This window comes from Rhodococcus sp. BP-261 (genome assembly GCF_019835205.1).
In the GTDB taxonomy this organism is placed as follows: Bacteria; Actinomycetota; Actinomycetes; order Mycobacteriales; family Mycobacteriaceae; genus Rhodococcoides; species Rhodococcoides kyotonensis_B.
In genome coordinates this window covers 32,537-58,207 of record NZ_JABUCO010000028.1, presented here as the reverse complement: position 1 = coordinate 58,207, position 25,671 = coordinate 32,537, and the positions used below count along the sequence as shown (strand labels likewise).

Here is a 25,671-nt window from a genome sequence, read left to right as displayed (position 1 = left end):
GTGCTTCAGGTGTCCATCGATGCAGCAGCCGACACATCACGGGAAAGACAGCCATCGGCGTCAGCGCGGAAACGAGTCAAACCACTGCATCGACGAACCATTCCAGTATCACTGCGCGGAAAGTTGGGCCAGGGTCCAACTATCCGCGCACGGGTCGCGTAGCGGCCACTTCGGTCGGCCAGGGCTGTGGCAAATTGCTACAGTGGAGGTCGTTGTCACCCGATCGGAGATGATTATGGCCACCACCTCGTCCTTGCGGATAGACGACGACCTATATGCCGCGGCGAAGTTGGCGGGTGCAGTCGCGAGTCGCAGCGCCGCGCAGCAGGTAGCTCATTGGGCTCTCGTCGGTCGGGAAATGGAAACGTCCCGCCATGTGTCGGCGCGCGATATCTCGGACGTCCTGGCTGGCAGGAAGGCGTACGACTCCCTGTCCGCCCGAGAGCAGGCGGTCACTCGTGCTGAATGGACCGAGCGCATCGAGGCGTTGACGGGATCTTTGAACTTCGAGAGCGAGTTCGCCGACGAGGGACGTGCGTACGTCGAAATCGACGCAGACGGCAACGTGCAGCACAGGAAGCCCGGCGCCGAACCCGCATGAGCGCCGATCCTGTCCTACACCTGCTTGCGGGTCCGAACGGCGCGGGAAAGAGCACCTTTTATGCTCGCGTTCTGCTACCGGTAACCCATCTACCGTTCGTGAACGCCGATGAGATCGCCCACGCTCGCTGGCCTGGCGCTGAGGCCGCACATGCCTACGACGCGTCGAGTATCGCCGCCGAGCGGCGTGCTGAATTGCTCGCGGATCGGCAATCATTTGTGACGGAGACCGTCTTCTCGCACGAGTCCAAGCTAAGTCTCAGTGAAACCGCGGTCGACGCCGGTTACCTGGTGACCTTGCATGTCGTCGCAATTCCAGTCGACCTTGCCGTTGCTCGTGTGGCCGATCGCGTGCGAGTGGGTGGCCACGCGGTTCCGGAGACGAAGATTCGCGAGCGTTACGACCGGCTGTGGCCCCTGGTGCGATCCGCAATCGCAGTCGTTGATCGCGCTGTCGTGTACGACAATTCGACCGCCCGTGCGCCGTTCCGGACCGTCGCACGTTTTGATCGCGGTCGATTGATCGGCAACGCCGACTGGCCGGAGTGGACGCCCGCCGCCTTGCGTAAGTAGACCGCGTTGGACGCCGAGCGGTGGCAGTGGCCGGAGGACTACTCCGCCCCAGCCCCAAGTTTAGGTTCGTACCTGAGCGACACCGCACCCGACGCGAATTCCTGACGCCCGACGGGCACGAGATCCAGGGGCGTCTTGATCCCTTCGAACAACGTTCGCCCGTGGCCGACGATCCGGGGATGGACGATGAACTCGTACTCGTCGATCAATCCCATCTCGGCCAGCGCCGTCGGTAGAGTCACGCCGCCGACATACAGACCCTCACCGGACTTCTGTTTCAGTTGCTGCACAGTCGCTTTCAAGTCTCCACGCACCAGCTCGGAATTCCAGTCGACGTTCGCGTGTTCGACACGACGTACTTCTTCTTCGCGCCGATTGCCGTGGCGAACGGCTGCGTCCACTCGGGCATCTCGGGCCCGGGTTCACGCCACGCCTCTTCCATCATCTGGTAGGTCACTCGACCGAGGATGAGCGCGTCGGCGCGGGCGATGATGTCCGCCGAGTGCTGATGCATCTCCGGATCCGGTGTCACCGCCGTGTGGTCGATACAGCCGTCGAGCGTGACGTTGATGGAGTAGCGCAATGGTCGCATGCGGGGAAGGTACCGAAAAGCACCGACGCGGTTCAGGCTTTGGACGTAAGGTCCGTCAAGTCGCGGAACAGGCCCTTTGCGATGTCCCCGAGAGATCGACGCTCGCCGGCGGCGATCCACTGCCGAAAGGCGACACCGAAGACCGCCACGCCAATTTCCGCGGCCAACACAGCCTTCGGCTCCGACACACCACGGTCGGTGAGCGCCGACGCCACTGCGCGCGCTAGCGCCGCCAATTTGAGCAACTCTCGTTCCTGCAGGCCAGGATTCGCGTCGATGACGGTTTGTCGTGTACGCGAATGCGGCCGTTGGTCGTCGTCGAAAAACAAGCCTCCTGACGCAACTGCTTGCGCGACGACCTCGATGGTGGCCGCCTCGTCGGATGCCTTCGATACCGCCTCGACGAAGACCGCCTGGAGCTGCTCCTGGCCGTCGAACAGCACTTCGCGTTTGTCGGCGAAGTGCCGAAAGAACGTCCGTTCCGTGACGCCGGCGACCTGCGCGATGTCCGTCGCCGTCGTCTGTTCGAATCCGCGCTCGGCGTACAGATCGAGCGCGGCTGCGCGCAGGCGTTCTTTCGCACCCGGTTCCCATCGGACCATGGGAAGCATCCTAGTGATGACAGCGACTGACACCAACGTGTACGTTGATGTCAGTCACCGACGTCAGTCGCTGACATCATCCGCTCGCCTTTCAACGAGCTTTCGACAGGAGAACTTCATGCGTGTTTTCGTCACCGGAGCGTCGGGTTGGATCGGTTCGGCCGCAGTCGACGAGCTGCTCGCGCACGGCTATGACGTCACCGGGCTCGCTCGCAGCGACGCGTCGGCAGAGGCGCTGGCCGAGAAGGGTGCGGCCGTACTGCGCGGCGATCTCGACGACCTCGACGGCCTGCGCAAGGGCGCTACCGAGGCCGACGCCGTCATCCACCTCGCGAACAAATACGACTGGGCAAACATGGCCGAGTCGAATCGCGCCGAACGCGCTGCTGTTCAGACACTCGGCGACGCGTTGGTCGGGTCCGGTCGTCCGTTCCTTGTCGCATCGGGTGTCGCCGGCCTCGCGCAGGGCCGACCGAGCACCGAGGACGACGCCTCCCCTGCCGTCGGTCCGGACTCTCCACGCGGCGGTACCGAAAACCTGGCACTGGACTATGCGGACCGGGGCGTGAAGCCAATTGCGCTGCGGTTCTCGCCGACCGTTCACGGCGACGGCGACTACGGCTTCATCTCCGTCCTCGTCGCCGCAGCGCGCAGGACGGGCGTCTCCGGGTATGTCGGCGACGGTTCGACCGGTTGGGCCGCGGTACATCGCTCCGACGCCGCCAGGATGATTCGGTTGGGGCTCGAGAAGGCACCGTCTGGTTCACGTCTGCATGCGGTCGGTGAGAGCAGTGTGTCGTCGAAGGAGATCGCCAAGGCCATCGGGCGCGGGCTGGGGCTGCCGGTTCAATCGATTTCGCCGGAGAACGCGATGGAGCACTTCGGGTTCATCGGCACGTTCTTCGGGATGGATCTTTCGTCGACTAGCGACAAGACGCGGAAGCTGCTCGACTGGGAGCCGACGGGTCCGACTCTGGCAGAGGATCTTTCGTCGGGTTCGTATTTTCGCTAGTGGCAGCTGACGGCCCCACCTAGCTCGGCCCTTGATGGTTCAGTGCCGTGGCGTTCATTTCGTCCTGCCGGGTGGTTGCGTCGAAAAATTTGTTGAAGACGACTCGCATTCGTTCCACTACCTCGATATGGCTCTGCAGTACGTCAACCAGGTTGTTGTCGCCACCAAACGCTTTCTTGGAAAACTTATCCCGCAGAGCTTTGCCGGACTCGAACTCGCCAAGGCCTTTGACGTCAGCCAACACCATCGCCTGCTCTTGGTGCTTCGTGAGCTTAGCGATGTAATGCGTGCATGCTGCACTACATGCTCTTGCAGCTTCCTCGTTCAGATACAGGTGACCGTTGTCGGCCGCGAGAGCGAGCGACTGCCAGTGCGTCACCTGTTCATCAGAGTTAGTCACCAAGCGTCTCCTATTTTGCGACGGGCGGTAGCGCGGTCTTCAAATCGAACGTGTGTTGGCGGACTATTGCACATGGGTCGGGTTCCCCTTCGAAATAGTCCAGGTAGTTGACCGTAAAGACAGCAATACCAGGAGGTACGTCCATGCCAACACTGCAGGCAACAGCAGATCTGCCCATTTCTCGCCGGTACTGAAACGCGTCCCGGTCAGCGACCTCCATATCGAGCAACTCAAATTCGAGCGAGTCCTGCCGCACGTCCGCGAAGGTGTGAGTTGAAGATGACTTGACGCTGAGGAAGTAGTCGACGTTGACGCCGACGGGTTTGAAGGAACAGAGCGACCAGTCCTCGACGACAATCCCGTCTTCCCAGCCCTCGTCTCTGTACGCCGGGTCCAACCCCGTCGCAGCGATCTGTTCAGGCGTGATGCTGCACGGATCCCACCGCGTCGGCTCGGCGGCGGCCTCAGGCTGGACGTCGCGACCGCATGCGACGACCAGAAGTGCAGCAGCAGACAACACAAACACCCACCTGCGCACCCGAACCTCCCTCGGTCTCGACGGTCGACAGGTTAGACGCATCAGAGACCAACACGGTTCCAACAGCGCGAGGAACTCACCGGCGACAAGGCCGAACCGTGGCAGGATCGCACACGTGGAGCTGTTGATCGCCAAGAACCCCGACGAGGGTTCGTCGCTGCCTTACCTTCTCCGCATCCCCCTGGCTGGCGTACCGATTCTCCGGGCTCGCGACGTGTGGCCCCGAACCAGCGCCGTCTACTGCCATCCCGTCGCCGACGAGGAATGGCCCACCGATCCCGAGATCGTCGAGCGAATCGAGCTACGGGTGTGCGAGCGTCGCGGCGCTGCCATCGACATCGTCGCCACCCGCAGCCGCGAGAATCGGTCGCAGATCGTCTTCACGAAGGCTCGTGGTCGAGACATGGTGTTCTGGCAGTCGCCGCGAACCCGAACTCAATCGAGACCGAACACGGCGCCGTCGCGATCGAAGGCGTCGGGCATCGCGGAGCTCGAGATCGTCGTCGACGCACACGAACGCTACGCGTACAGCTTCACCCAACAGCGCGCACGCACCACGAAGCAGGCACTTCCGTGCGGTGACTACGCGGTTGTGTCCGACGGCAAGATCGTCGCATCGGTCGAACGGAAGTCGGTGGCTGACTTGCTGTCGAGCATGACGTCGGGTCGATTGCGTTACGCAATGGCCGATCTGGCGTCGCTCCCGAGGGCCGCGGTCGTCGTCGAGGATCAATATTCGACGATGCTGGCGTCGAAGTTCGTGTCGGCCAAGGATGCCGCCGACGGTCTCGCAGAATTGCAGGTTCGCTACCCGACGGTGCCGATCGTGTTTGCACAGACACGAAAGCTCGCTGAAGAGTGGACCTTTCGCTATCTTGCCGCCGCCATGACGTGGATCTCCGATGACGCTGACGCCATGAACTCAGCAGCCACGCTTCCGGCGAAAAAGCCAGCCAAGACAGGGCCGTCGAACACCGTAATCCGCGCCTGGGCCCGCGAACGCGGATACGCAGTCGCCGACCGCGGAGCGATCAGCCGCGAACTACGCGAAAAGTTCGCCGCCGACAAGGCACCCTGACACGAGCAACGCCGACGCTCGACGGCTACTACGTCGCAAAACGTCGGGTCCGTTCGGCGAATCGGTCAAGCGCTACCAGAATCTCGTCCGCCTGCCAGACGCGGTTGCGTCGTCCTTTCGACGTCTGATGCAGAATCTCTGCGTCGACGAGTCGATCGATCGCACGTTGCGCAGACATGTCGCTGACGCCGAAAGTTCTTCGCACGAAGTCATTGTCGATAACCGGCTGCGCGACCAGCGCATCGATCAGTTTCCATGCGACGGAATCGCGACGTGCAACAATCCTGTCGATGAATTGATCTCGTGCAAAGGCCAAGTCCTCGACAAGCATGCGTCCGTTCGGTACCGAGGTGAAAGTCGCAGTATTCAGCCTGCTGATTATCGGCTCGATGTTCCCCGTCCGGTATTCACCGAGGCTGGAGAAGTAGGACGCGGTGTCTGTCAGCAGTCCCGCAGACAAAGGGACCGTGACACGTTCGACAACCTCGGCTCGACGCAACATCGTGTGGACCAGCGCTCTACCGATTCTTCCGTTTCCGTCGGTGAACGGGTGAATCGTCTCGAACTGTGCATGCGCGATAGCTATGTGGGGCAATACGGGGAGATCTGTCCTCGACGCGAATGCGAAGAAGTCATCCAGCACCTGCCCGAGCCGATCATGGTGCGGCGGTATGAATTCGGCGCGGTGCGGACCGAAATCGGAACCACCGATCCATACCTGCTGCGTTCGCCAACGACCCGCGTCGGGATCACCGGCGGGTTCCATCAAAGCACGATGCATTTCCAACACGGACTCTGCAGACACAGTTGCACTCGCCGCCAGAGCGGCCTCCATCGCACGCACGTTGCCGCTGACGATCGACGCGTTACGACTGCTGGGAGACCCGAGCTCCGCCAGCGCGAGCGACCTTGCGCCCACGGTGAGGTTCTCGATCTGCGACGAAGCGGCACTCTCGGAGCGAAGCAAGACCGACGTCATCGGCGCCAATTCGGTGGATGGGCCGAGCTTTCGCGAAGCGTACTCGTCGAACCGAACGATCTCACGCAGGGCATCTTCGGATTCCGCCGCAAGTTCAACGGAAAGCCGAACTTCGGCATCACCGATCGAGGCGGGGATTGCGGCTCGATAGTCGCCGCCATGTAGCCGACGGTGGGTTCTGGATGCATGCGCCGACGGGTGCCACGGCCGGGATTCGAACTCCACGGCGGGGACACCCTTCGCCGGATCGTTCGCCATGAACGAATCATAACAAACTTTAGGGTTATAAAGCTTGATATACGGACATCAGGCTACGTTTATGCCGACTCCGAACGCCTTTAGTCGTCGATCTCCACGTCATACCGGCAGCCAAATCCGCGAGACCGTCGTCGTACCCCCGCGTCGGCGCACCCTAGTGGCGGGTCCGGGCTTGTCGTTCCGAGTGGCAAGACCGCGACGCCACTTCAGTCCAGCCCCAGCACACCGCTGAGCATCCGACGCATCACGGGCTCGAACATCTCACCAGGACCGGTGCCGTCGCTGTGCGAATCAGCGAGAGCGGCAGCTAGATTCGGATGATTGCCCGCGAGTGCCGTCTTGTGCAAATATGCCGCGTGCGCCAACAAGCGGCCCCGATGCGCCGCTCCCTCACCGGCCTCGGCGCGAGCGAACTGTTGGACAAGCGAATTCATCACAGCAATGATCTGCAGTTTTACGGGACCCGGCAGGTCGACGACCTCGAGTGCGCGAACCCCATACTCGAGAAAGTCGATCCCACGAGGCCCGATCCGCAGCGCTTCGATCGGGACATCCAGCAACCACGGTTTGTCCACGTGCACTGCTTTCGCGCGAGACGCGAGCGCAACGAGGTCGCCGACGGCATCGCCGTGCAGGGGAACATCGAGATCGATCTCGGCGACAGCGGCATCCACCATCAGGTCGAACACGTCGTCGAGCCCCGCCACATAGCGATACAACGCTGACTGACTCACACCGAGCTTCTGCGCAATCCGACGAGTGGAGACGGCCGACAAACCACTCTCACTCGCCAGCTCGATCGCAGCGGCAGCGACGTCGTCGCGGCTGTGCGCCGGCGCCGGTCCGCGTGTGCCGTACGAGCGCTCCCACACTGTGGTGAGGGGTCGCTCCCTCCCGGACTCAGCCACTCGGGTAACCCGCCTCTCGATCCTCTTCCGTCGCACCTATGGTAAAACTGAGTTCAGTGAACTCTGTTAATGGGAGGCTCGAAATGACACACGACAACGCATGGGGACCAAGGAGATGGGCGAACAACGGATCGGTGCGGCTCGCCTTCGATCAGTTCAAGCCGCACCTCGGCGGCGAGCCACTACTGATCGCAACCGGACTGGGCGTCAACCGTCACGCAGTACCGGACGGATTCTGTGGGCAACTGGCCGAACACGGCTTTGCCGTCGCGCGCTACGACCAGCGCGACGGCGGCGAGTCGACGCATCTGCCGCCGACAGCGACACGAAATCCCATCACGGCACTGCTGACCAAACGCGGCGAGGCATACTCCGCCGAAGACATGGCGGACGACGCCATCGCGGTGCTCGACGAACTCGGCTGGGACACCGCCCACATACTCGGAATTTCACTAGGTGGCGCCCTCGCACAGCGCGTCGCCCTCCGCCACCCCGACCGAGTGCGTTCCCTGACCACGATCGCGTCCGTTCCGGGCGACATCACCGGCTTCCGCACGTTCCGGTACATCCGCCTGGGAACACTGTCGAAGTTCGCGCGCCTGAAGTTCCCAGACACCCGAGAAGGTTCGATCGAAGCGGGACTTGCAGTCGCACGACTTCTGGCATCACCCCGCCGCCGATTCGACGAAGCTTCGGCGCGAGCCGCGCTGGAAAGCAATCCCGACCCGGGGGTTCACAATCAGGAGGCACAGAGTCGACAGATCGGCGCTCAGTGGAGCGGTCCCGCCATCAGCGAAATTCAGCGGCCGACCATGGTGATACACGGCGAAGACGACCCGCTCATCAAAACAAAAGCTGCGCAAGCGATCTCGTCGAAAATTTCCGGTTCACGCACCCTGATCCTGCCCGACGTCGGGCATGACCTTCCCGACCATGCATGGGCAGCCGTCGCTAGCGCAATCCGGGAGCTCGCAGACGAGAAGTAAGCGATCACCGAGAGCGATCTCCTCGACGCCGCACTCAGCGTGCGCGTTCGTGCGGGCACTGCCCGCTCCGACCTCGTTGTTCGCTGCCCTCGTTGCGAGCCGTGTCGGCCGGGACATCGCCGCTAGCGCCGAATTCCGCACAGACCTCATGCATCCCACGTAAGAGTTGTTACGACAGTGCGATTTCAAGCATCAATCGTCGACCTCCACGCCATATCGGACGGCGAGTTCCGCCAGACCATCGTCGTACCCCTGCCCGACGGCACGGAATCGCCAGGCTCCGTTGCGCCGATAAATTTCAGCCAGCAACAATGTTCTCTCGGTCGTGGCTGCGTCGAGAACCGCTGTTGCGAGCGCAGTTTCAGGCCCTTCGAGAGAAACAGACACCGCTCCCACGTCACCGAAAGTGCGTTCGCCTTCGATCGCCGCGGCCACGACGATTCGCTCGCATTCCGATGGTACGACCGACAAGTCGATGCGAACCCCTTGCTCGCTGTCACCGTCGATCGTGAGGGCGACCGAGCCCTCCGACGTGGCCGGAGCGTTGTAGAAGACGAAATCCTCGTCGCTCGACACCAGCTCGTCACCATTCAGTAAGAAGGCGACAACGTCTACCCCGATTGGTGACGAGTCCGACGCATGCCACGAGCTGTTGACAGTCAGGGACGACACATCAGGAGCGATGTCGACGACACCTCCGCGTGGGACAAGCGGCGCGATCGTCGGACGCGGGGACGATGGGGGCGACGGCTCATCGAGGTCCAGCGCTCCGTCGACCAGCACCTGTGTGAGCAAGGGCAGACCGCGTTCGACGACGCGCGGCATCCGCGGATCGCCGTCGCCGCCTGCGAGTACCAACACGTCTGTCACTCCTGCGCTTAGGTTGACTGCGGGTGTTGCTCCGAGCTGAATCAGACGTGACCGCATCAGCACCGACTCCGCATGTGATCCACCCACGACCAGCACACGCTTGCTCTGCCACGGCTTCGACGCGGTCGTCGGCTTGCTCGGTGCGACCATAACCGACGGCGCCGATCGCTCACCTTTTCGCGTGCCGGGCGTGACCGACCGAAGAAGCTCTACGACGCGCTCCTCGGAAATCACCGGCAAACCATGTGCGCGTGCGCGTTCGACTTTCCTGCTATCCGACGTCGGATCCGAACACACGACGACGCTCGTGTACCGACTCACGGAGTTCATGACGTCGAGCCCCGCAGCTGTCAGTTGCGCAGCGAGCTGCAGTCGAGGGATCCTGGTGTCACCGCTGATCACCACCCGCATGCCTTGCACCAGAACGCCGTCGGCGCCGACAGGGCCCGGGTTCTCCCATTCGCAGTTCGTACGAGGAATCGAGTCGGGATACAGCGTCAGACGCTCGGTACACTTCACCACGGGGAGAGGCAGATCGAGAGACCTGGCCAGACGCGAGCTGTGGGTGAAGATCTGGGCGAGTACGCGGGCGTCGTCGTACGCATCGTGCGCGTTGGACTGCAGCACTTTCCAGTGCGCGGCCAACGTCGCAAGTTTGTGATTGGGAAGGTCGAGTTGAAGTCGCCTGGAGAGCGCGACCGTGCACAGCCGTTGCTTCGTTGGCAGATTCAGACCTGCGCGCATCGCTTCGAGCTTCAGGAATCCATGATCGAAGCTGGCATTGTGTGCCACCATTGTCCGGCCGTCGAGCAATTCCATCAGCCGCGGCGCGATGTCTTCGAAACTCGGTGCGCCAGCCAATCGCTCGGGCGTCAGCTTGTGAATGTGAACCGGTCCCGGATCGCAGCCGGGATTCACCAACGTCGAAAGCTCTTGCCCGACGCGGCCGTGCTCGTCGACCGTCAGCGCAGCGACACTGAGCACCCGATCACGTCCGGCTTTGAGACCTGAGGTCTCGACGTCGACGACAATCCACTTGTCGTTGTCGGTCGCTACTGCTTTGCCCACGAGGGTTCACTTCCTGCTTCTCGGACTACAGATGGCCACTATGCATCACATCCGCGGAATGTCAGGACAGAACGCGATCGAGTCATCACGAAAGCGCATGTCAAAGCTCATGATTCGTTCGTTCGAATGATCGGGCGAGTTTCTTTCCTCGGTCACCGATAATGCCTCGCTTCCGCGCGACGACTATGCGACGATGAGCGGCTCTCCTGCAGTGGGTGGGCGGAAGTGAGATGAAGCCATGAAGGACTGGCGCGACCATTACCCGGATCCGATAGATCCTGTCGAGGCGTTCGCTCGATTCGACGAGCTATCGGCCCGAATCCTGAAGGACGAGGACCCTGTTGTAATCGCATCGAAAGCAGGCGACGTCGTGTTGATGTCGGCGGCCGAATACCGCTCGACGATGGAGACGATGTACCTCTTCTCGACTCCGGCCAACGCCAAGTGGTTGATCGAAAGCCTCGAGCAGGCGGATCGCGGCGAGTTCGAGACGTTCCCCTTCGAACGGCGTGATGGAGGGGACCCAGTGTAACCGTTCGAAACGATCCACGTGAGATGCCCGAGCACCCTCGACCTTTCGGGCATCCCACGTGAGAGCTGTTACGACAGTGCGATTTCGGCGCCGCCGGAGAACATGGAGTCGTGAACCTCCAGCGTCGTCGGTACCGCGTCGACCGGGATGTCGAACACGATGGTGACGTTCTGCGACAGGCCAGGGTTGATGTCTCCGCCGATAGCAGTTTCGGACTCGAAGTTGATCGCCGCCATGATTCCTGTCGGGGTGTAATTCCGCAGGGATATAAGACCTCGCGGTCGGAATGTTTCATTACGTCGGGAAGTTACTTCATTTGAATGACAGTCGATGGTCGACGAGCAGGGCGGATTGCAGCACCGCCGCACGTCACTATGCTGTCGGAGTGACCGCCGACAAGAACCGCCGAACAGGTGCCGACGTCATCCCGCTCTTCGATGTCGCGGTCAGCCCACTCGACGGATTCGACAAGTGGCTCGCAAACACGGGGTACGACGAGGACCCGGCGAGAATCAATTCGATCATCGAGTCACTTCTGTCCGTGATCGGCGAGACGAATACCGACTTCGTGCCGACCGCGTGGCTCCCTCAGGACGCACACATATTTCTGGCGTCCATCGACGACATAACCAGTGACTCCGACATCGCTTCCTCGATGGTGTCGATGGCCTTGGATTACCTAGCGTTCCTGGCGAAGACCGGTCGCTGGACCGGCAGCGCCGAAAACCACGCACATTGCGTCGCGGACCTAGCCAGCTATCTGGACAGCGTTGTGCCACAAGTACTCACACCCGACGACATCGAACTCACTCCACCGTCACCCGAGCACGAGCTCGAGGCCTTGTCTGCACTGAGACCTGTCCGACAACTGCGGCTCCTCCTCGCCTGGGTCGGCGACGGCAAGCCGGTTACGAGCACGGGCGTGCCTCGCCCCGCGCTGATCGAGGAGTTCGCGCACGCTGTCGGCGTCGAACTCTCCGAGGGAGAACGTACGGCCCGGACCGTGCGTCACGTTCACGCTCTGGCCACGCTGTGGGACGCGGCGGTCAGCGCCGGCCTCATCAAGTTGACGTCGACCCGCGCAGTCCCCACCAGCCAGACGACGTCACTGCCCGCCGTCCGCGCTGCCGTCACGTACATCGTTCGTAGCTACTTCGAGGTCGACGACGCCATGGGCCCGTTCCATGCCGCGAACATCGTTGCCGCTCAGATCGTTTTGAGGTCGATGACAGACACGCCACCGAGCGAAGTATCACAGTTGCAATTCACGAATTCTCATGAGGCTGCAGCACATTCAATCATCCGCGGAAGGCTTCAACAATTCGAGGTCGACGGCTGGCTTAAGCTCGATGGCGTCTACGACGTACCAATAGGGGTTCGTCCAGCTGTGTTGGAGGCACTGAGATCCGTCGATCTTTTCGGCTCGATTCCGTTGGAGGACATCGAGCGACTGGTTGTGACCGTCCGACTGCTGGAGACGTTGCCGCCGGTCTGGCGTAGGTTGGAACTCGATCCCGAACTTACGCTCGGAGAGGTGCATGTCGTTCTTCAGCGCGCGTTCGGCTGGGAGGACACCCATCTTCATCAGTTCCTTTCGGGCCCCGAGGATCACGGTCAGACGATCTTCGGTCCCACCGAATGGGTGGACGAGTTGGGCTGTGACGCGCGCATTGAGCACGATGTCCCCATCGGAGCTCTCCTCCGCACACCCGGTGACACTCTGACGTACGAATACGATTTCGGTGACGGTTGGGAGCACGCGATCAAGCTCGACGAGATCGCTCCGCCCGACCCGGAGTTCGTCGGAGCGCGGTGCATCGACGGCGCGAACTTGACGCCCTTCGAAGACTCGGGTGGGCCGTGGGGTTGGTACACCCACCTCACCGCGGCCGCGGACCCGGGCCATGAACACCACGAAGAGTCGCGCCAGTGGCTCGGCCTGCGCAAGAACGCCACGATCGATCCGACGGAATTCGATCTCGAACTGGCAGCCGACTCGGTGGCAGGCCTGTTCGATATCCGCTGACGCACCGACGCAGACCGCGCCTTGTGAGCGGAAATGTGTAGCGGGCTATACATTTCCGCTCACAAGGACCACACTGCCAGAGATCGAGGAAGTCCTCAGCCGGCCCGGTTCCAACCGCATCGCCATTCACGAGAGTTACGCGGATCCGCTATTGCACCGATCGACCTCTACTACGTAACACCCCCCTCACACAAGGGACGAAAACCAGAAATGGTCTACCCCTACCGTCGGAAGCACGAAGGACGGACGGGGAGGTGACCGACAGTGTGGATCAATCGCATCGCCGCTGCCCTTGCGGTGTTGTCGGCGTACCTCCACCTCACGATGAACGACGCAGGGATCGCCATCGTCGCCATGGCCGTCCTGTGCCTGTTCTGCGCCGTCGACCTGTGGAGGTCACCGGGTAACCGCACCTGGGTGATGGTGGCGGCGTCGAGCGCCGGGATGCTGCTGGCACATTCGTCGTTCCCATCCGGCCATCACCACACCGGCCACGCCGCGAGCCAACCGAGCATGACGGCCGCGTCGGCCATCGCTGCAGCCGAGCTCGCGCTGGCGGCGTTCGTCGTCTTCGTCCGCACCCGCCGAGTCCCCGCCGAGTTTCGTCCCAACAGATTGCAGGAGCTTCGATGACCGACACGTTCGCGCCCGCCACCGTCCACCCGCTCGAGCCGCTGAGTCCGCAGGAGATTTCGCAGGCGTCGGCCATCGTGGTCCGCGAGCAGAACCTCACGCCATCCGCGCGTTTCGTGTATATCGAGCTGAACGAGCCGTCGAAAGAGCAGCTTCGTCGATCACATACGGACCGACGTGCCTTCATCGTTCTCCGTGACCGCGCTGCCCACGCCACGTTCGAAGCCATCGTCTCCCTCACCACCGACAGCGTCGTCAGCTACACCGAGATCGCCGACGCGCAACCGCCCATCACGCTCGAAGAGTTCTTGCACTGCGAGGACGTCATCAAGGCCGACCCGCGCTGGCAGGAGGCGATGATCAAGCGAGGCGTCACCGACTTCAGCCTCGCGATGGTCGACAAATGGGCCAGCGGGCACACGATGGACGACGACAACCCTGGTGGCCGACGCCTCGCGCGTCCCCTGACGTTCGTCCGGAGCGAGGCGCAGGAGAACGGCTACGCGCGACCCGTCGAAAACCTCGTCGTCACAGTCGATATGGACGCGATGGAAGTCGTCGAGGTAGCCGACACCGGTGTCGTGCCTATCCCCCAGACTCCTGGCAACTACCTGCCCGGATTCTACGAACGTCCCGGCAACGTACCGCACTACGCCGAGCAGCGGGCGCCGATGAAGACCATCGACATCACGCAGCCTGACGGACCGTCGTTCACGGTCGACGGCCACTACGTCGAATGGGCGAATTGGCGCCTGCGCGTGGGCTTCACACCTCGCGAGGGTCTCGTGCTGCACGACGTCAACTACGTCGATCGCGGCACCGTGCGTCCGGTGATCCACCGCGCGTCGCTGTCCGAGATGTATGTGCCCTACGGCGATCCCGGTGACAGCCAGTGGAACAAGAACGTCTTCGACGAGGGTGAGTACGGACTCGGCGTACTCGCGAATTCGCTTCAGCTGGGCTGCGATTGCCTCGGCGAGATCCACTATTTCGACGCGTATGTCAACGATCAGGACGGGCAGCCCATCGAGCTACCGAACGCGATCTGCATGCACGAAGAGGACTACAGCATCGGGTGGAAGCACACCGACTTCCGGGACAATCTCGGACAGGTGCGACGCAATCGCCGCCTGGTCGTCTCGTTCTTCGCGACGGTCGGCAACTACGACTACGGGTTCTACTGGCACCTCTACCTCGACGGGTCGATCGAGTTCGAGATCAAACTGACGGGCATCATCTCCACCGGTGCCATCGAGCCCGGTCAGATTCCCGAGTTCGGCACACTCGTCGCCCCCGGTCTGTACGGGCCGCATCACCAGCACTTCTTCAGTGTGCGTCTGGACATGATGGTCGATGGGGAGCGGAACAATCTGTACGAGCTGGAGGCCGAGGCGGTACCCGTCGGACCGGAGAACCCGCACGGCAATGCGTGGCGACAGACCAAGCGGCAGTTGACCACCGAGTCCGAGGCGCAACGCGTCGCCGACCCGTTGAAGGCGCGGACATGGCTGATTGCCAACGCCGACAGGAAGAACAAGCTCGGTGGGCATATCGGGTACAAGATCGAACCGTCGGGCGCCGTCGCATTGCCACTCGCGCAGCCTGGTTCGCAGCAGGCTCGTCGCGGCGGGTTCGCGACGAAACACATGTGGGCGACGCCCTACGCCGAGCGTGAGCGCTACGCCGCCGGTGAATACGTGGCGCAGAACCCGGGCCACGACGGTCTCGAGAAGTACACCGAGCAGAACCGCTCACTGGAAGACGCCGACCTCGTCATCTGGCCGACTATTGCCGCGCATCACATCGTGCGTCCCGAGGATTGGCCCGTCATGCCGGTCAGTCACGTCAGTCTGCACCTGAAGCCGACGGGATTCTTCGACGGTAACCCGATGCTCGACTTGGCCCCGGAAACCCCGAAGACCCGCGGGCATTGCTGTTAGGCGACTCCGTCGCATGTGCGCGGAAATACATAGCGGGCTATGTATTTCCGCACACATGGGCGAAGCCCCTCACAGGCGCGTAGCGCTGCGCACCTTCAACCGCGTCCGATCCGCCCGGAACAGGTCCACCGAGTATTCGACGGGCCGCTCCTGCTGGTCGTATCCAATGCGCTCCAGCTTCAAGATCGGCGTTCCCGCCGGCTGACCCAGCAGCGACCCGACCGGCTGCGTGACCATGGCCAACTCGATCGACTCGTCGGCCATGCAGACCGAGATTCCGAGGTTGCTGCGCAGCGTCTCGTACACCGAGTTCAATGGTGTCTCCAACACCGGCCCACAGATGCTTCCGCTGAGGTACATCTGCTCCAGCGACAGCGTGTCTCCATCGGCAAATCGTAAGCGCAGCAACGACACAACGGGCCCGTCGCCGAGGACGCGAGCTGCGTCGGCCGACGGCGTCGTCATCCGCGCCGAGATCACCTTGGTGCCGTCGCGAAAACCCTGCTCGTGCAACATCTGTGGGACACCCTTGACCGTGTTCAGGCTTCGGAGCAACCGACGGCTTTCGCACACCGACCATGCGCTTTCCGGCGACGGTGACCCCGGCGCGACGGACGTCAGATAGGCACCGCCTGCGCGCCCCTTCTGTCGGCGAATCACGCCGTCGCGTTCGAGCTGGTCGAGCGCCTTGCGGACCGTCGTACGCGAGGTACCCAAACGCTCTGCCAACTCCCGCTCGGGCGGCAGTCGGGCAACCGATCGCTGCTCGAGCTCGTCGACAAGACGCAGCAAAGCGGCATGGGTGTGTTCCCTCAACAGCACCGGCCCACCTCCTTCGATCACGTCAGGACAATCTAACCCGCCTCCACACCCCGAAATGACCATCTACCAGCAGATTTACACACGATTAACACTGCCGGCGGTCTACGTCATCTCATCCCGGACTCGTGTTACACGCAGTTCACACGCGATGAGTAAAACCAGAAATGGTCTACGCGGATCGTTACCCGTGTTCGGAAAGTACGAGCCCACTACAACTATTCACGCACGGGCGGCGAAGCCGCACAAGGGAGGCACCACTGTGGAAGATTCACGGTCGGCGCGCGCCGCACTCGGCGTCGAGCTCGCCCGCTCGGCCGGTGAGATCGCACGCCGCTGGTTCGATACGGCGGCGTTGACGGTCGAGGCAAAACAGGACGGTTCCCCTGTTACGCAAGCGGATCGGGAGATCGAACAGCACATCCGCGCCGAAGTCACCAAGCACTACCCCGACGACAGCTTCCTCGGCGAAGAGTTCGGCGAAACAGAAGGAACATCGGGCTACCGCTGGATCGTCGACCCGATCGACGGCACCAAGTCCTTCGTCCACGGAGTTCCCCTGTACGCCAACCTGATCGCGCTGGAAGAGGACGGCACCGTCGTCGCCGGCGTTATCAACCTGCCCAGCGCCGACGTCCTGATGCACGCCGAACGCGGCAAGGGATGCTGGAAAAACGGCACACGAGTGCAAGTTTCGGACAAAACAGAACTCGACGGCGCCTACGTCATGGCGACGTGGCTCGAGGACTGGCATCCCGACGCGCTGATCGATCTCCAGTCCGCCGGAGCCGTCGTCCGCACCTGGGGCGATGCCTACGGCTACATGATGGTCGCGAGCGGCCAGGCCGAAGCGATCGTCGACTACACCACGCAGGCCTACGATCTCGCCCCCATGCCGGTCATCATCGAAGAAGCCGGCGGCAAATTCACCTCGCTCGACGGAGCGCGAGAGTTCGACGGAGGCAACGGCATTGCCTCCAACGGAGCAGTCCACGACTCGGTTCTCAAAATAGTCAACCAAGGATGACGCACATGAAAGAGTACATTCGCGGCCTCGACCGGAGGACGATCACCACGTTCTTCGGCGGCATCTACGCACTCGCTCTGCTCTTCGCTCTGTTCCCGCCGCTCTACATGTGGGGCAGCGGAATTCGTTTCGAGATCTTCGGCATTCCGTTCTCCATCATGTACTGGCTGATCAACGGGCTCGTCCTCGGATTCACCCTCTGGGGCCTCTACATCGTCGAGGACATCCGCGGCGAACTCGACGAGGACCTCCTCCCCGCTACCGCACCCCTTTCTGGAGAATGACATGTTGATCATGCTGGGAATGCTGGCGGTCTTCTACGCCATCGTCATCTTCATCCTTTACACCACGCAACAGAAGACGAGCCCATCGTTCGACGAATACTCCGTCGGCGGCCGCAGCTACGGCCCCTGGTACGTCGCGATGAGCTACGTCAACTCGTGGTGGCCCGGTTCGGTGTTCATCGCCTTCTTCGGATTGGCCAGCGGCGCAGGCGTGTTCGGCCTCTACGGTCTCGCCTACTCCAGCCTCGGCGTCGCGATGATGTACTTCATGGCCACCCGCGCATGGCGTTGGGGCGCGAAATACAACCTCCGCTCGCAGCCCGACCTGCTCGGCCTGCGCTTCAACTCGCGCGGCACCAAGATCGTCGCCAGCGTCATCGGTATCGTCTCGCTGTTCCCGTGGGTCGTCCTCGGCATGCAGGCACTCGGCGAGGTCTTCCAGGTCGCGACGGCCGGCGCCTGGTCCGTCACGACGTGCCTGTTCGTCGGACTCGCAGTCATCGTCATCCGCCAGTACTGGACCGTCAAGATGGGCATGCGCGGCCTGATCATGACCGACATGTTCCAGGGCCTCGTCGCGTACGTCTTCTCCGCGGCGCTCTGCCTGATCCTGCTGTCCGGTGTCGCCGGCGGCCCGATCAGCTTCACTACCTTGGGCGATGTCGCCGACGAGTACCTGCGCGTCCCCGGTGACGGCGATGCCTACGGCCCGTTCTACCTGTTCGCGCTCATCTTCACCGGCGTCGTCGGATCGCTCTGCTGGCCGACGAGCTTCCAGCGCATCTACACCGCCGCCAGCGTCCGCGCCGTCAAGTCCGGCACCATCCGCACCGTCCTGATCTCCGGAGTCTTCTACTCGCTGCTCATGCTCGTCGGCATCGCCGGCTCTGTCATGGTCGGCGTCGCCGAGTCGCCACAGACCGGTTGGTTCACCATCATGGAAAGCTACGGCGGCACATGGCTTCTCGGCCTCGGCGCCTGCATGGTCTTCGCAGCGTCCATGGGCCACATCGACGGCAGCGTCCAGGTGTGCGGCCTGCAGATCGCCAACGACCTCGTCAACTCCGAGAAGCGTCCCCTGACCGACAGCCAGCTCACCAAGGTCGCCAAGGGAAGCATGCTCGCGTTCATGGCTCTGGCCGCCATCGTCGCCTACGCCACGTTCAACATGACGCGGCTGCAGCTCCTCGCGCAGATCTCGTACCAGGGCGTCGTCCAGCTTGCCGTTCCTCTCTTCCTCGGCGTCTTCTGGCGCGGCGGCAACGGCAAGGGCGCTGTCGCCGGCATGATCAGCGGCTTCGTCACCGCTCTCGTCCTCACCGCGATCTACCCCGACGACATCCCCGGCCTCGGCAGCCTCACCGGCGGCGTCGTCGGCATGGCCGTCAATCTCGCTGTCTTCCTCATCGTCTCCAAGGCCACCGGCACGACTGCGGAGGAGAAGGCACGCGTCGACGCGATGTTCGAGGTCGGCAAGCGTCCCACCCGTACCGCCCCTGCGGATCTGTCCATGGAAGCCCAGATCGAAGAACTCGCCGCCAACCCGGAGAAGATCTAGTGCCTTTTCTGCAAGATTTCGACGTCATGTCCTCGTTCGGCGCCACCGCAGCTGGTGGCGTCGACCGGGAGGCAGCGACTGCGGACGACGGTCGAACCAGGCGGTTCCTCGCCGACTGGTTCGACCGGCACGGCCTCACCACCGTCGTCGATTCCGTCGGCAACATGTACGGGACGATCGAGTTCGTTCCCGGCGCCCCGTACGTGCTCGTGGGCTCGCATCTCGACAGCCAGCCGACGGCCGGAAAGTACGACGGCGCCTACGGTGTCCTCGCGGCCGCCTATGCAGCACGCGAGATCGCGGACCGCGTCGAACAGGGTTCTTTGACTCCGCAGTTCAACGTCGCCGCCGTCAATTGGTTCAACGAAGAGGGCTCCCGCTTCTCCCCTTCCCTCATGGGAAGTGGGGTCTTCATCGGCAAGTTCGACGCCGAGAATATCTTGAACGTCACCGACCGGGCCGGTATCAGCGTTCGAGACGCATTGTCCGACATCGGCTTCCACGGCGACGGCACCGCACCCCAGGCCGCCTCCTACGCCGAGATCCACATCGAACAGGGCCCCATTCTCGAAGAGGAAGACACGACGATCGGGATCGTGACGGCCAATTGGGCGGCGCGCAAGTACTCGATCACCGTACACGGCGAGCAATCACACACCGGCGCAACGCATATGGCGCTACGCCACGACGCGCTGGTAGGTGCCAGCAAGCTCGTCGTCGCCGCCAGGGAACTCACGAACCAATTCCCCGACGGACTTCTCCTCGCATCCGTCGGCCAGTTCGACGTGGAGCCCAACTCCCCCATCGTCGTTCCGTCGAAGGTCACGATGGCGATCGACATCCGCTCGTCGGATCCCGATGTTCTGGAGCAGGCCCACGCGATGCTGCTCGACGCCATCGCACAGGAGAAGGAAGTGCGGATCAGCATCGACACCTCGTCGCTGCGGCCGTCAACCAGTTACCAGAGCGAGGGCGTCGAACTCGCTGAGAAGGCCGCCACCGACCTTGGCCTGTCGTACCGCCGGATGCTGACGATGGCAGGCCACGACTCCGTGAACATGAAGGACATCGTGCCGACGGTCATGCTGTTCGTCCCCAGCGTCGACGGCATCTCCCACAGCGAGAAAGAGCTGACGCACGACGGCGACATGGTCGACGGCGTGCGGATGCTCACCGAAACCGTTGCTCGCTTGGTCCGAGGCGACATCGCAACCAGTTAGAAGGATCTTCCGTTGACCAATCCCCTGCTGACCAAGACCACCGCGGAACTCCGTGCGAGTTTCGCGAGTGGTGAGTCGACACCCAACGACGTCCTCGACGCCACGCTCGACCACATCGCGACGACGAACCCGCTGATCAATGCGATCGCGCACATCGACGAGTCGGGTGCCCGCAAGGCTGCACAGGAGGCCACCGACCGGCTTCGGACCGGGCGTGCATTGTCCGATCTCGACGGCATTGCCGTCACGATCAAGGACAGCATCCACGCCGTCGGTATGCCATGGCGGCACGGTGTGCGAGCGAATGCGGATCTGCCGATGTCGACCGTCGACGCTCCCCCAGCTGCGCGGCTGAAGGAGGCGGGCGCGGTCGTCGTCGGCAAGACCACGATGCCCGACATGGGCATGATGGCCGCAGGCGTCAGCTCCCTATACGGGATCACGCGGAACCCGTGGGATCTCACCCGCAACACCGGCGGGTCGAGTTCCGGCGCGGGAGCGTCGCTGGCGTCGGGCATCGGATTCGGTTCTGTCGGTTCGGATATCGCCGGTTCGGTCCGATTGCCGGCCGGTCACTGTGGGTTGGTCGCGTTGAAGCCGACGCAGGGACGCATCCCGCATCTGGCGCCGTCGACGATGCGGTCCGCCGGGCCTATGGCCCGCACCGTCGACGACCTCATCGATTTGTACCGCGTCATCACCCGCCCTGATCCGCGGGACACCTGGAGCCTGCCCTACGAGGATACCGCCGACATCCACGCGGCTATCCGCCCTGCGGGATTTCGCATCGGCGTCATGCTCGACATGGGCTACGGCACAACCATTTCCGACGACGTGCTCCACGTCGTCCAGACCGCAGCCAGCCAACTGCGAGCAGCGGGTGCCGTCGTCACCGAGATGCCGCCGATTTTCGGTGAGGATCCGTACCCGGCTCTCGATCGACTGTTCCAGGTACGAGCTCGGACGGAGTGGGAGTCGATTCCGGAAGCGCGACGGTCCGACGTACTTCCCGTCGTCGCCGACTGGGCATCGGGTGCAGCGAATTACACTGCGGCGCAGTTCTCTCGGGATACCGACGCCGTCATGCGCGCCCAGGAGATCGTGCGGGCGAAGGCATTCGAGTTCGACTTCGTGATCAGTCCGGTGATTCCGACGGTCGGGTTCGGCGCCGAGGAAGTCGGACTGGATTCGGCACAACCGTTGGCACACTGCAGTTTCACGGCGTGGTTCAACCAGACAGCGCAGCCTGCGTCGTCGATCTGCTTCGGATTCGCCGAATACATGCCGATCGGGATCCAGATCGCCGGGCCACGATTCGCCGACCAAGCGGTGCTGCGGCTGACGAAGTGGCTCGAAGGTGCGCGCGAATTCGACATGGCCTGGCCGACGGATGTCGCTGCAGAGAAGATCGGAGCAACCACATGACAGTACGAGACACGCTGACCCAGTTGGGCATCTGGAATTCCGCCGACGTCTCGCTCGATCCCGCGACGACGATGGCAAGCCCGAGCTGGTGGGGTGCGGATTCCGAGCGCTACTCGGCACGCTCCACCACGCCCGACGCATCCGCCGGTTCCGCAGCGTTCGTGAAGGTCATGGAACCGCATGCACGGGACTACGTCGACGTCGCCGCATCGTTCGCAGCCGCCACCGCAGCCGGCGAGGCCGGCATCGGACCGAAGATCTTCATCTCCGACGCCGACTCGGGCGTGCTGGTGATGGAGGACTTCACCGGGGTGTCGTCGACCGGAACGCTCGATCTGTTCGACGACGATTCGGTCGTCGAGAAACTCGTTGCGCTGCGGAAGTCCGCGCACGGGTTGGACAGTGTGGTGCGTCGGGCATCGGTGTTCGACGACATTGCCTCGATCCGCGCGTTGATCGCCGAGGTCGGTGGCGTCTTGCCGGCCGACTTCGACTGGATGACGCGCACTCTCGCGCCCGCCCAGGCGCGCATCGAGTCAGCCGGCTACGACGTGGTTCCGTGCCACGGGGATGGCAATGTCTCGAACATTCTCATGCTCGACGACGGCAGCATGCGCCTCGTCGACTGGGATGTCGCGGCTTTGATGGACCCGTTGCAGGACATCGGGGGGTTGTTGGCCGAGCTTCGGCCGTTCGACTCCGATGCACGCGAGGTGTTCGAGATGGCGTGGGGTTCGTTCGACAGTGCACTGTTCGACCGCGCACGCATCTACGGAATCGCCGATTCACTGCGCTGGGCGCTGATCGGCCTGTATGCCGACGCTGTCCGCCCCGGCACGCACGAGTACTCGAAGTTCTCCGACTGGCAGTTCCTCCGTGCGCGAGCAGGCCTGCGCGACCCGCATTTCGACGACCGTATCCGAAACATCTGAGGTGACCATGAACGACATCGCGATCGGATCCGCCCGCACCGAAGCCGAGCGGCAAGTCGAGAAGGCTCTCGCGTCCATACCCGAGTGGGAAGGCTTGGGGATGACGTACTCCCCTGTGCCTGGTGGGCTGATGAATAGCAACTGGCGTATCACCGTCGAGGGGAAATCGAAGCGGTACTTCATGAAGCTGCCCGGCAGCGGAACGGATTCGTTCATCGACCGCTCGCTGGCGAACGAGGCTGCCCGACGCGCAGGCGCTTTGGGTATCGGACCGGAGGTGGTGATGTTCGACCCGGTGACCGGTGTCGAGGTGATCGAATTCCTGGAGGGCTACCGGGCGTGCACCAACGGTGACCTGAAGCGCCCGGAGATTCCGATGGGGATGATCGATGTGTATCGGACGTTGCACTCGGGCAGCAAGCTGAGCGTGACGAAGACGATCTTCGACATGATCGACGAGCATCTCGAGCAGGTGGCCGAGCTGGGTGTGCGGCTGCCTCGGGATGCCGAGGTGCTTCTGACCGAGTACCGGCAGGTCAAGGCGGCCATGTTGGCGGGTGGTTTGGATCTGGTTGCGTGCCATAACGACCCGATGCCCGGCAACATCCTCATCGGTAACGGCATCCCGATGAAGTTGGTGGACTACGAGTTCGCGTCAAACAATGATCGGGCCTATGAACTAGCCGTCTTGGTCACCGAAATGTTCTACGGCGAGCAGCAGATCATGGAGTTGATCGAGGAGTCCTTCGGCCGGGCGGAGTGGTCCATGGTCTCACGGGTCCAGGTGTGCAGCTTCCTCGCCGACGTCAAATGGGGCTTGTGGGGCTGCGTTAACCACAAGCTCTCTGACGCCTGGGACTTCGACTACCACAAATACGGGTCATGGAAATTGGCGAGGGCGAGGATCAAGATGGGTGATCCGAGGTGGGCGTACTGGATCGAGGGTATTTAGCGAAATCGCGTCGCGATCCGAGAGTTCGGCACGCGAGGTAATCCTCGCCGATTGAGATCATCGAAAACAAGCGATGCGGATAACCGCAGGTCTGACCGCGCCCTGGGTCCACAGTCGCGGTAGCGGCGAATGTTCGGGGGCGGAAGAACCGTATCTGGGGACACCACCCCGTTCGCGTAGAACTCTGCCTCTCGTGCGAGTTCGTGGCAATCGCGCGTTCGAATAAACACAGTTTGCCAATCGTGGCACGGAAGGACTCGCCGTACGAGTTATTTTCTGTGTTCTAGGGCGACGTGTCCGAGCCTTGGCAAGGCTACCCAACAGAGCTTCCAGCCTGCGCCTTACAACTCGGTGTCGAGCTAGGTAGCGTCATGAAGCGTTCTAGGATTCGATACAAATTCAGCTGAACATCCGTCAGCTCAATAGGGGTGCGACTTATATCCCAGGACACTGCGGCCTCGTTCTTGATGAGGGTGTAAGAGAAGCGACTATTACCGCACATCTTCAATTCTGAAAATTGCGTCTTCGGGATCATTAATTGCCGATCGGACATTGTCAGCAACCTTGTCAATAAGCTTGCTTCCCCAAAATGGATCCGACTTATCATAGAGAATTACGCGGATATGCCTCAGATCGAAAGGAACATCATCCTGATTTGAGGACACCAATATAACCGGCTTCTGGAGAGCATGGGCAAGGCCTAGCTCATAGAATACGTTGGGATTCTTGGTGGTAAGCTCAGCGATCAACACCGTCGCATTCCTAATGCCACGCCATATCTGGTCAATAATCTTACCGGTACCAAATATGTCCGCATCAGCCCGCACCGCGGTCAGCCCGGTCTGTTCAATTGCTGGCAAGAAAATTGATTCGTAGTAACCACCCAAGGGTGCTTGAAATGGTTGCATGACGAAGCAGGTTCCTGTTCCAGCATTCTGAGAGAAACCCCGATTCTTACCAGGCATCTGGGCGGTAGCAGACTGGTGCCGCTCATCCCTACCGATGTCGCGGAGGCGAGGCCTATCACCCGCGTCATCGATCAGCTCGGCTTGCTCCAAAGAGTCATTGAAGATCGAAAGGAATTCAGCAGTTTTGTCATTGGGTATTCCAAACTTATCAGTTAGAGCGTTAACCAGAAAATTTGCGTCAGGCAGATTCTCGCCGCGGTAGAAGTTGTACACGTCCGCTATTTCAGGGGCGGCGAGTACCGCCTCGCGGAAAGAGGCTACCCTGTCCCCTTCAGACTGTGGCGCGATAGCCCGGCGCGCCCTTTCTTCAAGAACAAGTTTCCCGGCCTCGGATTTTAGAAATCCATATTTCTTCGCGGACGATATTTCCAACTGGTACGCACCAGTGACGGAGCGACCTCCAGCAAAGGCAACTGCCTCCTTCAGAGTCGCCGGATTTCCGGCATTTTGCTTGTAAATCGCCTCCGGTATGCGTAGCGCTTGCACTAGCGTGTGACGCGGAAACTTAGCTACAACCGGCGTCGCTTTCGCCGGGGTGGCCTTTTTCGCGGGCGCCTTTTTAGCAGTTTTCCGAGAAGTGTTTTTCTTAGGCGGTTTTGAGTCTCGATCTAGATTGCGACTCGACTCAACCCCAGAGTCTGGAGCGGAGGGCTCACCAAGTTCTTCCGGCGTCCCGTCCCCATTCACTGCCATCTTGCCATCCCGTCTACCCGATAGTCTCCGGAACGGCCCTGGTCACGAAGCAGCCGCTACTACCACTACATTCGAATTTGCACTGTACAGGCTTACGCCCCGAGAGGCTGTACCCGAGCTTAATTAACTCCTGCGGGTTGAATGACCCTGACTCTGCGACGTCCATTTCACTGTGTGCTGCAACCGCTTCGCACTAGA

At 62.0% G+C, this 25,671-nt stretch carries 27 protein-coding genes; 16 read left to right on the top strand and 11 right to left on the bottom strand.

The features are described from left to right. Positions 1-235 precede the first annotated feature (235 nt). Together HQ354_RS22290 and HQ354_RS22285 are read left to right on the top strand one after the other, a co-directional pair. Positions 236-601: a ParD-like family protein gene (locus tag HQ354_RS22290; protein WP_240930897.1), complete on the top strand. Its 366-nt coding sequence runs from the start codon at positions 236-238 to the stop codon at positions 599-601. Next, positions 598-1,173, top strand: coding sequence for a zeta toxin family protein (locus tag HQ354_RS22285; RefSeq protein ID WP_222635612.1), 576 nt, complete (start codon positions 598-600; stop codon positions 1,171-1,173). Before HQ354_RS22290 ends, HQ354_RS22285 begins: the two co-directional genes overlap by 4 nt. Before the next feature lie 38 nt (positions 1,174-1,211). Here HQ354_RS22285 and HQ354_RS22280 read toward each other — a convergent pair whose 3' ends face one another. From HQ354_RS22280 to HQ354_RS22275, 3 genes are read right to left on the bottom strand one after another with little or no spacing between them, the layout of a single operon-like run. Continuing rightward, on the bottom strand, positions 1,212-1,574 hold the full coding sequence (locus HQ354_RS22280; RefSeq protein ID WP_308115269.1) for a dihydrofolate reductase family protein: 363 nt from the start codon (positions 1,572-1,574) through the stop codon (positions 1,212-1,214). Beyond that, positions 1,472-1,765 (bottom strand): hypothetical protein, encoded by a 294-nt coding sequence (locus HQ354_RS25965; protein ID WP_308115270.1) that lies wholly within the window; start codon positions 1,763-1,765, stop codon positions 1,472-1,474. The genes HQ354_RS22280 and HQ354_RS25965 overlap by 103 nt, the downstream gene beginning before the upstream one ends. Before the next feature lie 32 nt (positions 1,766-1,797). Then, complete coding sequence (locus HQ354_RS22275) at positions 1,798-2,367, bottom strand: TetR/AcrR family transcriptional regulator (RefSeq protein WP_261769010.1); 570 nt, start codon at positions 2,365-2,367, stop codon at positions 1,798-1,800. A 118-nt stretch (positions 2,368-2,485) separates the two neighbouring features. Here HQ354_RS22275 and HQ354_RS22270 point away from each other — a divergent pair, with 118 nt between their 5' ends. Further along, positions 2,486-3,379: an SDR family oxidoreductase gene (locus HQ354_RS22270; RefSeq protein WP_222635610.1), complete on the top strand. Its 894-nt coding sequence runs from the start codon at positions 2,486-2,488 to the stop codon at positions 3,377-3,379. Positions 3,380-3,398: 19 nt separating this feature from the next. Here the strand turns inward: HQ354_RS22270 and HQ354_RS22265 are convergent, their stop codons facing one another. Together HQ354_RS22265 and HQ354_RS22260 are read right to left on the bottom strand one after the other, a co-directional pair. After that, complete coding sequence (locus tag HQ354_RS22265; protein ID WP_222635609.1) at positions 3,399-3,779, bottom strand: hypothetical protein; 381 nt, start codon at positions 3,777-3,779, stop codon at positions 3,399-3,401. Positions 3,780-3,789: 10 nt separating this feature from the next. Next, on the bottom strand, positions 3,790-4,317 hold the full coding sequence (locus HQ354_RS22260) for a DUF3558 domain-containing protein (RefSeq protein WP_222635608.1): 528 nt from the start codon (positions 4,315-4,317) through the stop codon (positions 3,790-3,792). 115 nt (positions 4,318-4,432) lie between these two features. Here HQ354_RS22260 and HQ354_RS22255 point away from each other — a divergent pair, with 115 nt between their 5' ends. Beyond that, positions 4,433-5,395: an ERCC4 domain-containing protein gene (locus tag HQ354_RS22255; protein WP_222635607.1), complete on the top strand. Its 963-nt coding sequence runs from the start codon at positions 4,433-4,435 to the stop codon at positions 5,393-5,395. Positions 5,396-5,423: 28 nt separating this feature from the next. Here HQ354_RS22255 and HQ354_RS25960 read toward each other — a convergent pair whose 3' ends face one another. Beyond that, entirely contained in the window at positions 5,424-6,161 is a 738-nt protein-coding gene (locus tag HQ354_RS25960; protein WP_308115318.1) for a Fic family protein, read from the bottom strand. Positions 6,162-6,838: 677 nt separating this feature from the next. After that, on the bottom strand, positions 6,839-7,540 hold the full coding sequence (locus tag HQ354_RS22245; RefSeq protein ID WP_167675421.1) for a TetR/AcrR family transcriptional regulator: 702 nt from the start codon (positions 7,538-7,540) through the stop codon (positions 6,839-6,841). An 83-nt stretch (positions 7,541-7,623) separates the two neighbouring features. Here HQ354_RS22245 and HQ354_RS22240 point away from each other — a divergent pair, with 83 nt between their 5' ends. Beyond that, positions 7,624-8,526, top strand: coding sequence for an alpha/beta fold hydrolase (locus HQ354_RS22240; RefSeq protein ID WP_222635605.1), 903 nt, complete (start codon positions 7,624-7,626; stop codon positions 8,524-8,526). Positions 8,527-8,718: 192 nt separating this feature from the next. Here HQ354_RS22240 and HQ354_RS22235 read toward each other — a convergent pair whose 3' ends face one another. Beyond that, positions 8,719-10,464, bottom strand: a complete 1,746-nt coding sequence (locus HQ354_RS22235) for a TerD family protein (RefSeq protein ID WP_068430442.1) — start codon at positions 10,462-10,464, stop codon at positions 8,719-8,721. Between the two features lie 238 nt (positions 10,465-10,702). Between HQ354_RS22235 and HQ354_RS22230 the strand changes: the two genes are divergently transcribed. Then, positions 10,703-10,996 carry a type II toxin-antitoxin system Phd/YefM family antitoxin gene (locus HQ354_RS22230; RefSeq protein WP_084423949.1) on the top strand — a complete coding sequence of 98 codons (294 nt, stop codon included), beginning with the start codon at positions 10,703-10,705 and terminating at the stop codon, positions 10,994-10,996. Between the two features lie 68 nt (positions 10,997-11,064). Here the strand turns inward: HQ354_RS22230 and HQ354_RS22225 are convergent, their stop codons facing one another. Further along, positions 11,065-11,232, bottom strand: a complete 168-nt coding sequence (locus HQ354_RS22225; protein ID WP_084423947.1) for a DUF4352 domain-containing protein — start codon at positions 11,230-11,232, stop codon at positions 11,065-11,067. 149 nt (positions 11,233-11,381) lie between these two features. Here HQ354_RS22225 and HQ354_RS25955 point away from each other — a divergent pair, with 149 nt between their 5' ends. The 3 genes from HQ354_RS25955 (at position 11,382) to HQ354_RS22210 (ending at position 15,595) form a co-directional block, all read left to right on the top strand. After that, the gene (locus HQ354_RS25955) at positions 11,382-13,022 is read left to right on the top strand and encodes a plasmid pRiA4b ORF-3 family protein (RefSeq protein WP_068430439.1); all 1,641 of its coding nucleotides are present in this window, start codon (positions 11,382-11,384) and stop codon (positions 13,020-13,022) included. A gap of 264 nt (positions 13,023-13,286) precedes the next feature. After that, positions 13,287-13,655, top strand: coding sequence for a hypothetical protein (locus tag HQ354_RS22215; protein ID WP_068430437.1), 369 nt, complete (start codon positions 13,287-13,289; stop codon positions 13,653-13,655). Beyond that, positions 13,652-15,595, top strand: a complete 1,944-nt coding sequence (locus HQ354_RS22210; protein WP_222635604.1) for a primary-amine oxidase — start codon at positions 13,652-13,654, stop codon at positions 15,593-15,595. The genes HQ354_RS22215 and HQ354_RS22210 overlap by 4 nt, the downstream gene beginning before the upstream one ends. A 69-nt stretch (positions 15,596-15,664) precedes the next feature. Here the strand turns inward: HQ354_RS22210 and HQ354_RS22205 are convergent, their stop codons facing one another. Further along, positions 15,665-16,438, bottom strand: a complete 774-nt coding sequence (locus tag HQ354_RS22205) for a GntR family transcriptional regulator (RefSeq protein WP_222635603.1) — start codon at positions 16,436-16,438, stop codon at positions 15,665-15,667. 34 nt (positions 16,439-16,472) lie between these two features. Between HQ354_RS22205 and HQ354_RS22200 the strand changes: the two genes are divergently transcribed. From HQ354_RS22200 to HQ354_RS22170, 7 genes are read left to right on the top strand one after another with little or no spacing between them, the layout of a single operon-like run. Beyond that, entirely contained in the window at positions 16,473-17,441 is a 969-nt protein-coding gene (locus HQ354_RS22200; protein ID WP_222635602.1) for an inositol monophosphatase family protein, read from the top strand. 5 nt (positions 17,442-17,446) lie between these two features. Next, the gene (locus tag HQ354_RS22195) at positions 17,447-17,725 is read left to right on the top strand and encodes a hypothetical protein (protein ID WP_222635601.1); all 279 of its coding nucleotides are present in this window, start codon (positions 17,447-17,449) and stop codon (positions 17,723-17,725) included. Position 17,726: 1 nt separating this feature from the next. Then, positions 17,727-19,283 carry a sodium:solute symporter gene (locus tag HQ354_RS22190; protein WP_222635600.1) on the top strand — a complete coding sequence of 519 codons (1,557 nt, stop codon included), beginning with the start codon at positions 17,727-17,729 and terminating at the stop codon, positions 19,281-19,283. Next, complete coding sequence (locus HQ354_RS22185) at positions 19,283-20,503, top strand: M20 family metallo-hydrolase (RefSeq protein ID WP_308115271.1); 1,221 nt, start codon at positions 19,283-19,285, stop codon at positions 20,501-20,503. Before HQ354_RS22190 ends, HQ354_RS22185 begins: the two co-directional genes overlap by 1 nt. A gap of 12 nt (positions 20,504-20,515) precedes the next feature. Continuing rightward, on the top strand, positions 20,516-21,928 hold the full coding sequence (locus tag HQ354_RS22180; protein ID WP_222635599.1) for an amidase: 1,413 nt from the start codon (positions 20,516-20,518) through the stop codon (positions 21,926-21,928). Further along, on the top strand, positions 21,925-22,860 hold the full coding sequence (locus HQ354_RS22175; RefSeq protein ID WP_222635598.1) for a phosphotransferase family protein: 936 nt from the start codon (positions 21,925-21,927) through the stop codon (positions 22,858-22,860). The genes HQ354_RS22180 and HQ354_RS22175 overlap by 4 nt, the downstream gene beginning before the upstream one ends. Before the next feature lie 7 nt (positions 22,861-22,867). After that, positions 22,868-23,812 (top strand): choline/ethanolamine kinase family protein, encoded by a 945-nt coding sequence (locus HQ354_RS22170; RefSeq protein ID WP_222635597.1) that lies wholly within the window; start codon positions 22,868-22,870, stop codon positions 23,810-23,812. Between the two features lie 491 nt (positions 23,813-24,303). Here HQ354_RS22170 and HQ354_RS22165 read toward each other — a convergent pair whose 3' ends face one another. After that, complete coding sequence (locus tag HQ354_RS22165) at positions 24,304-25,473, bottom strand: nucleoside 2-deoxyribosyltransferase (RefSeq protein WP_222635596.1); 1,170 nt, start codon at positions 25,471-25,473, stop codon at positions 24,304-24,306. Between the last annotated feature and the right edge of the window lie 198 nt (positions 25,474-25,671).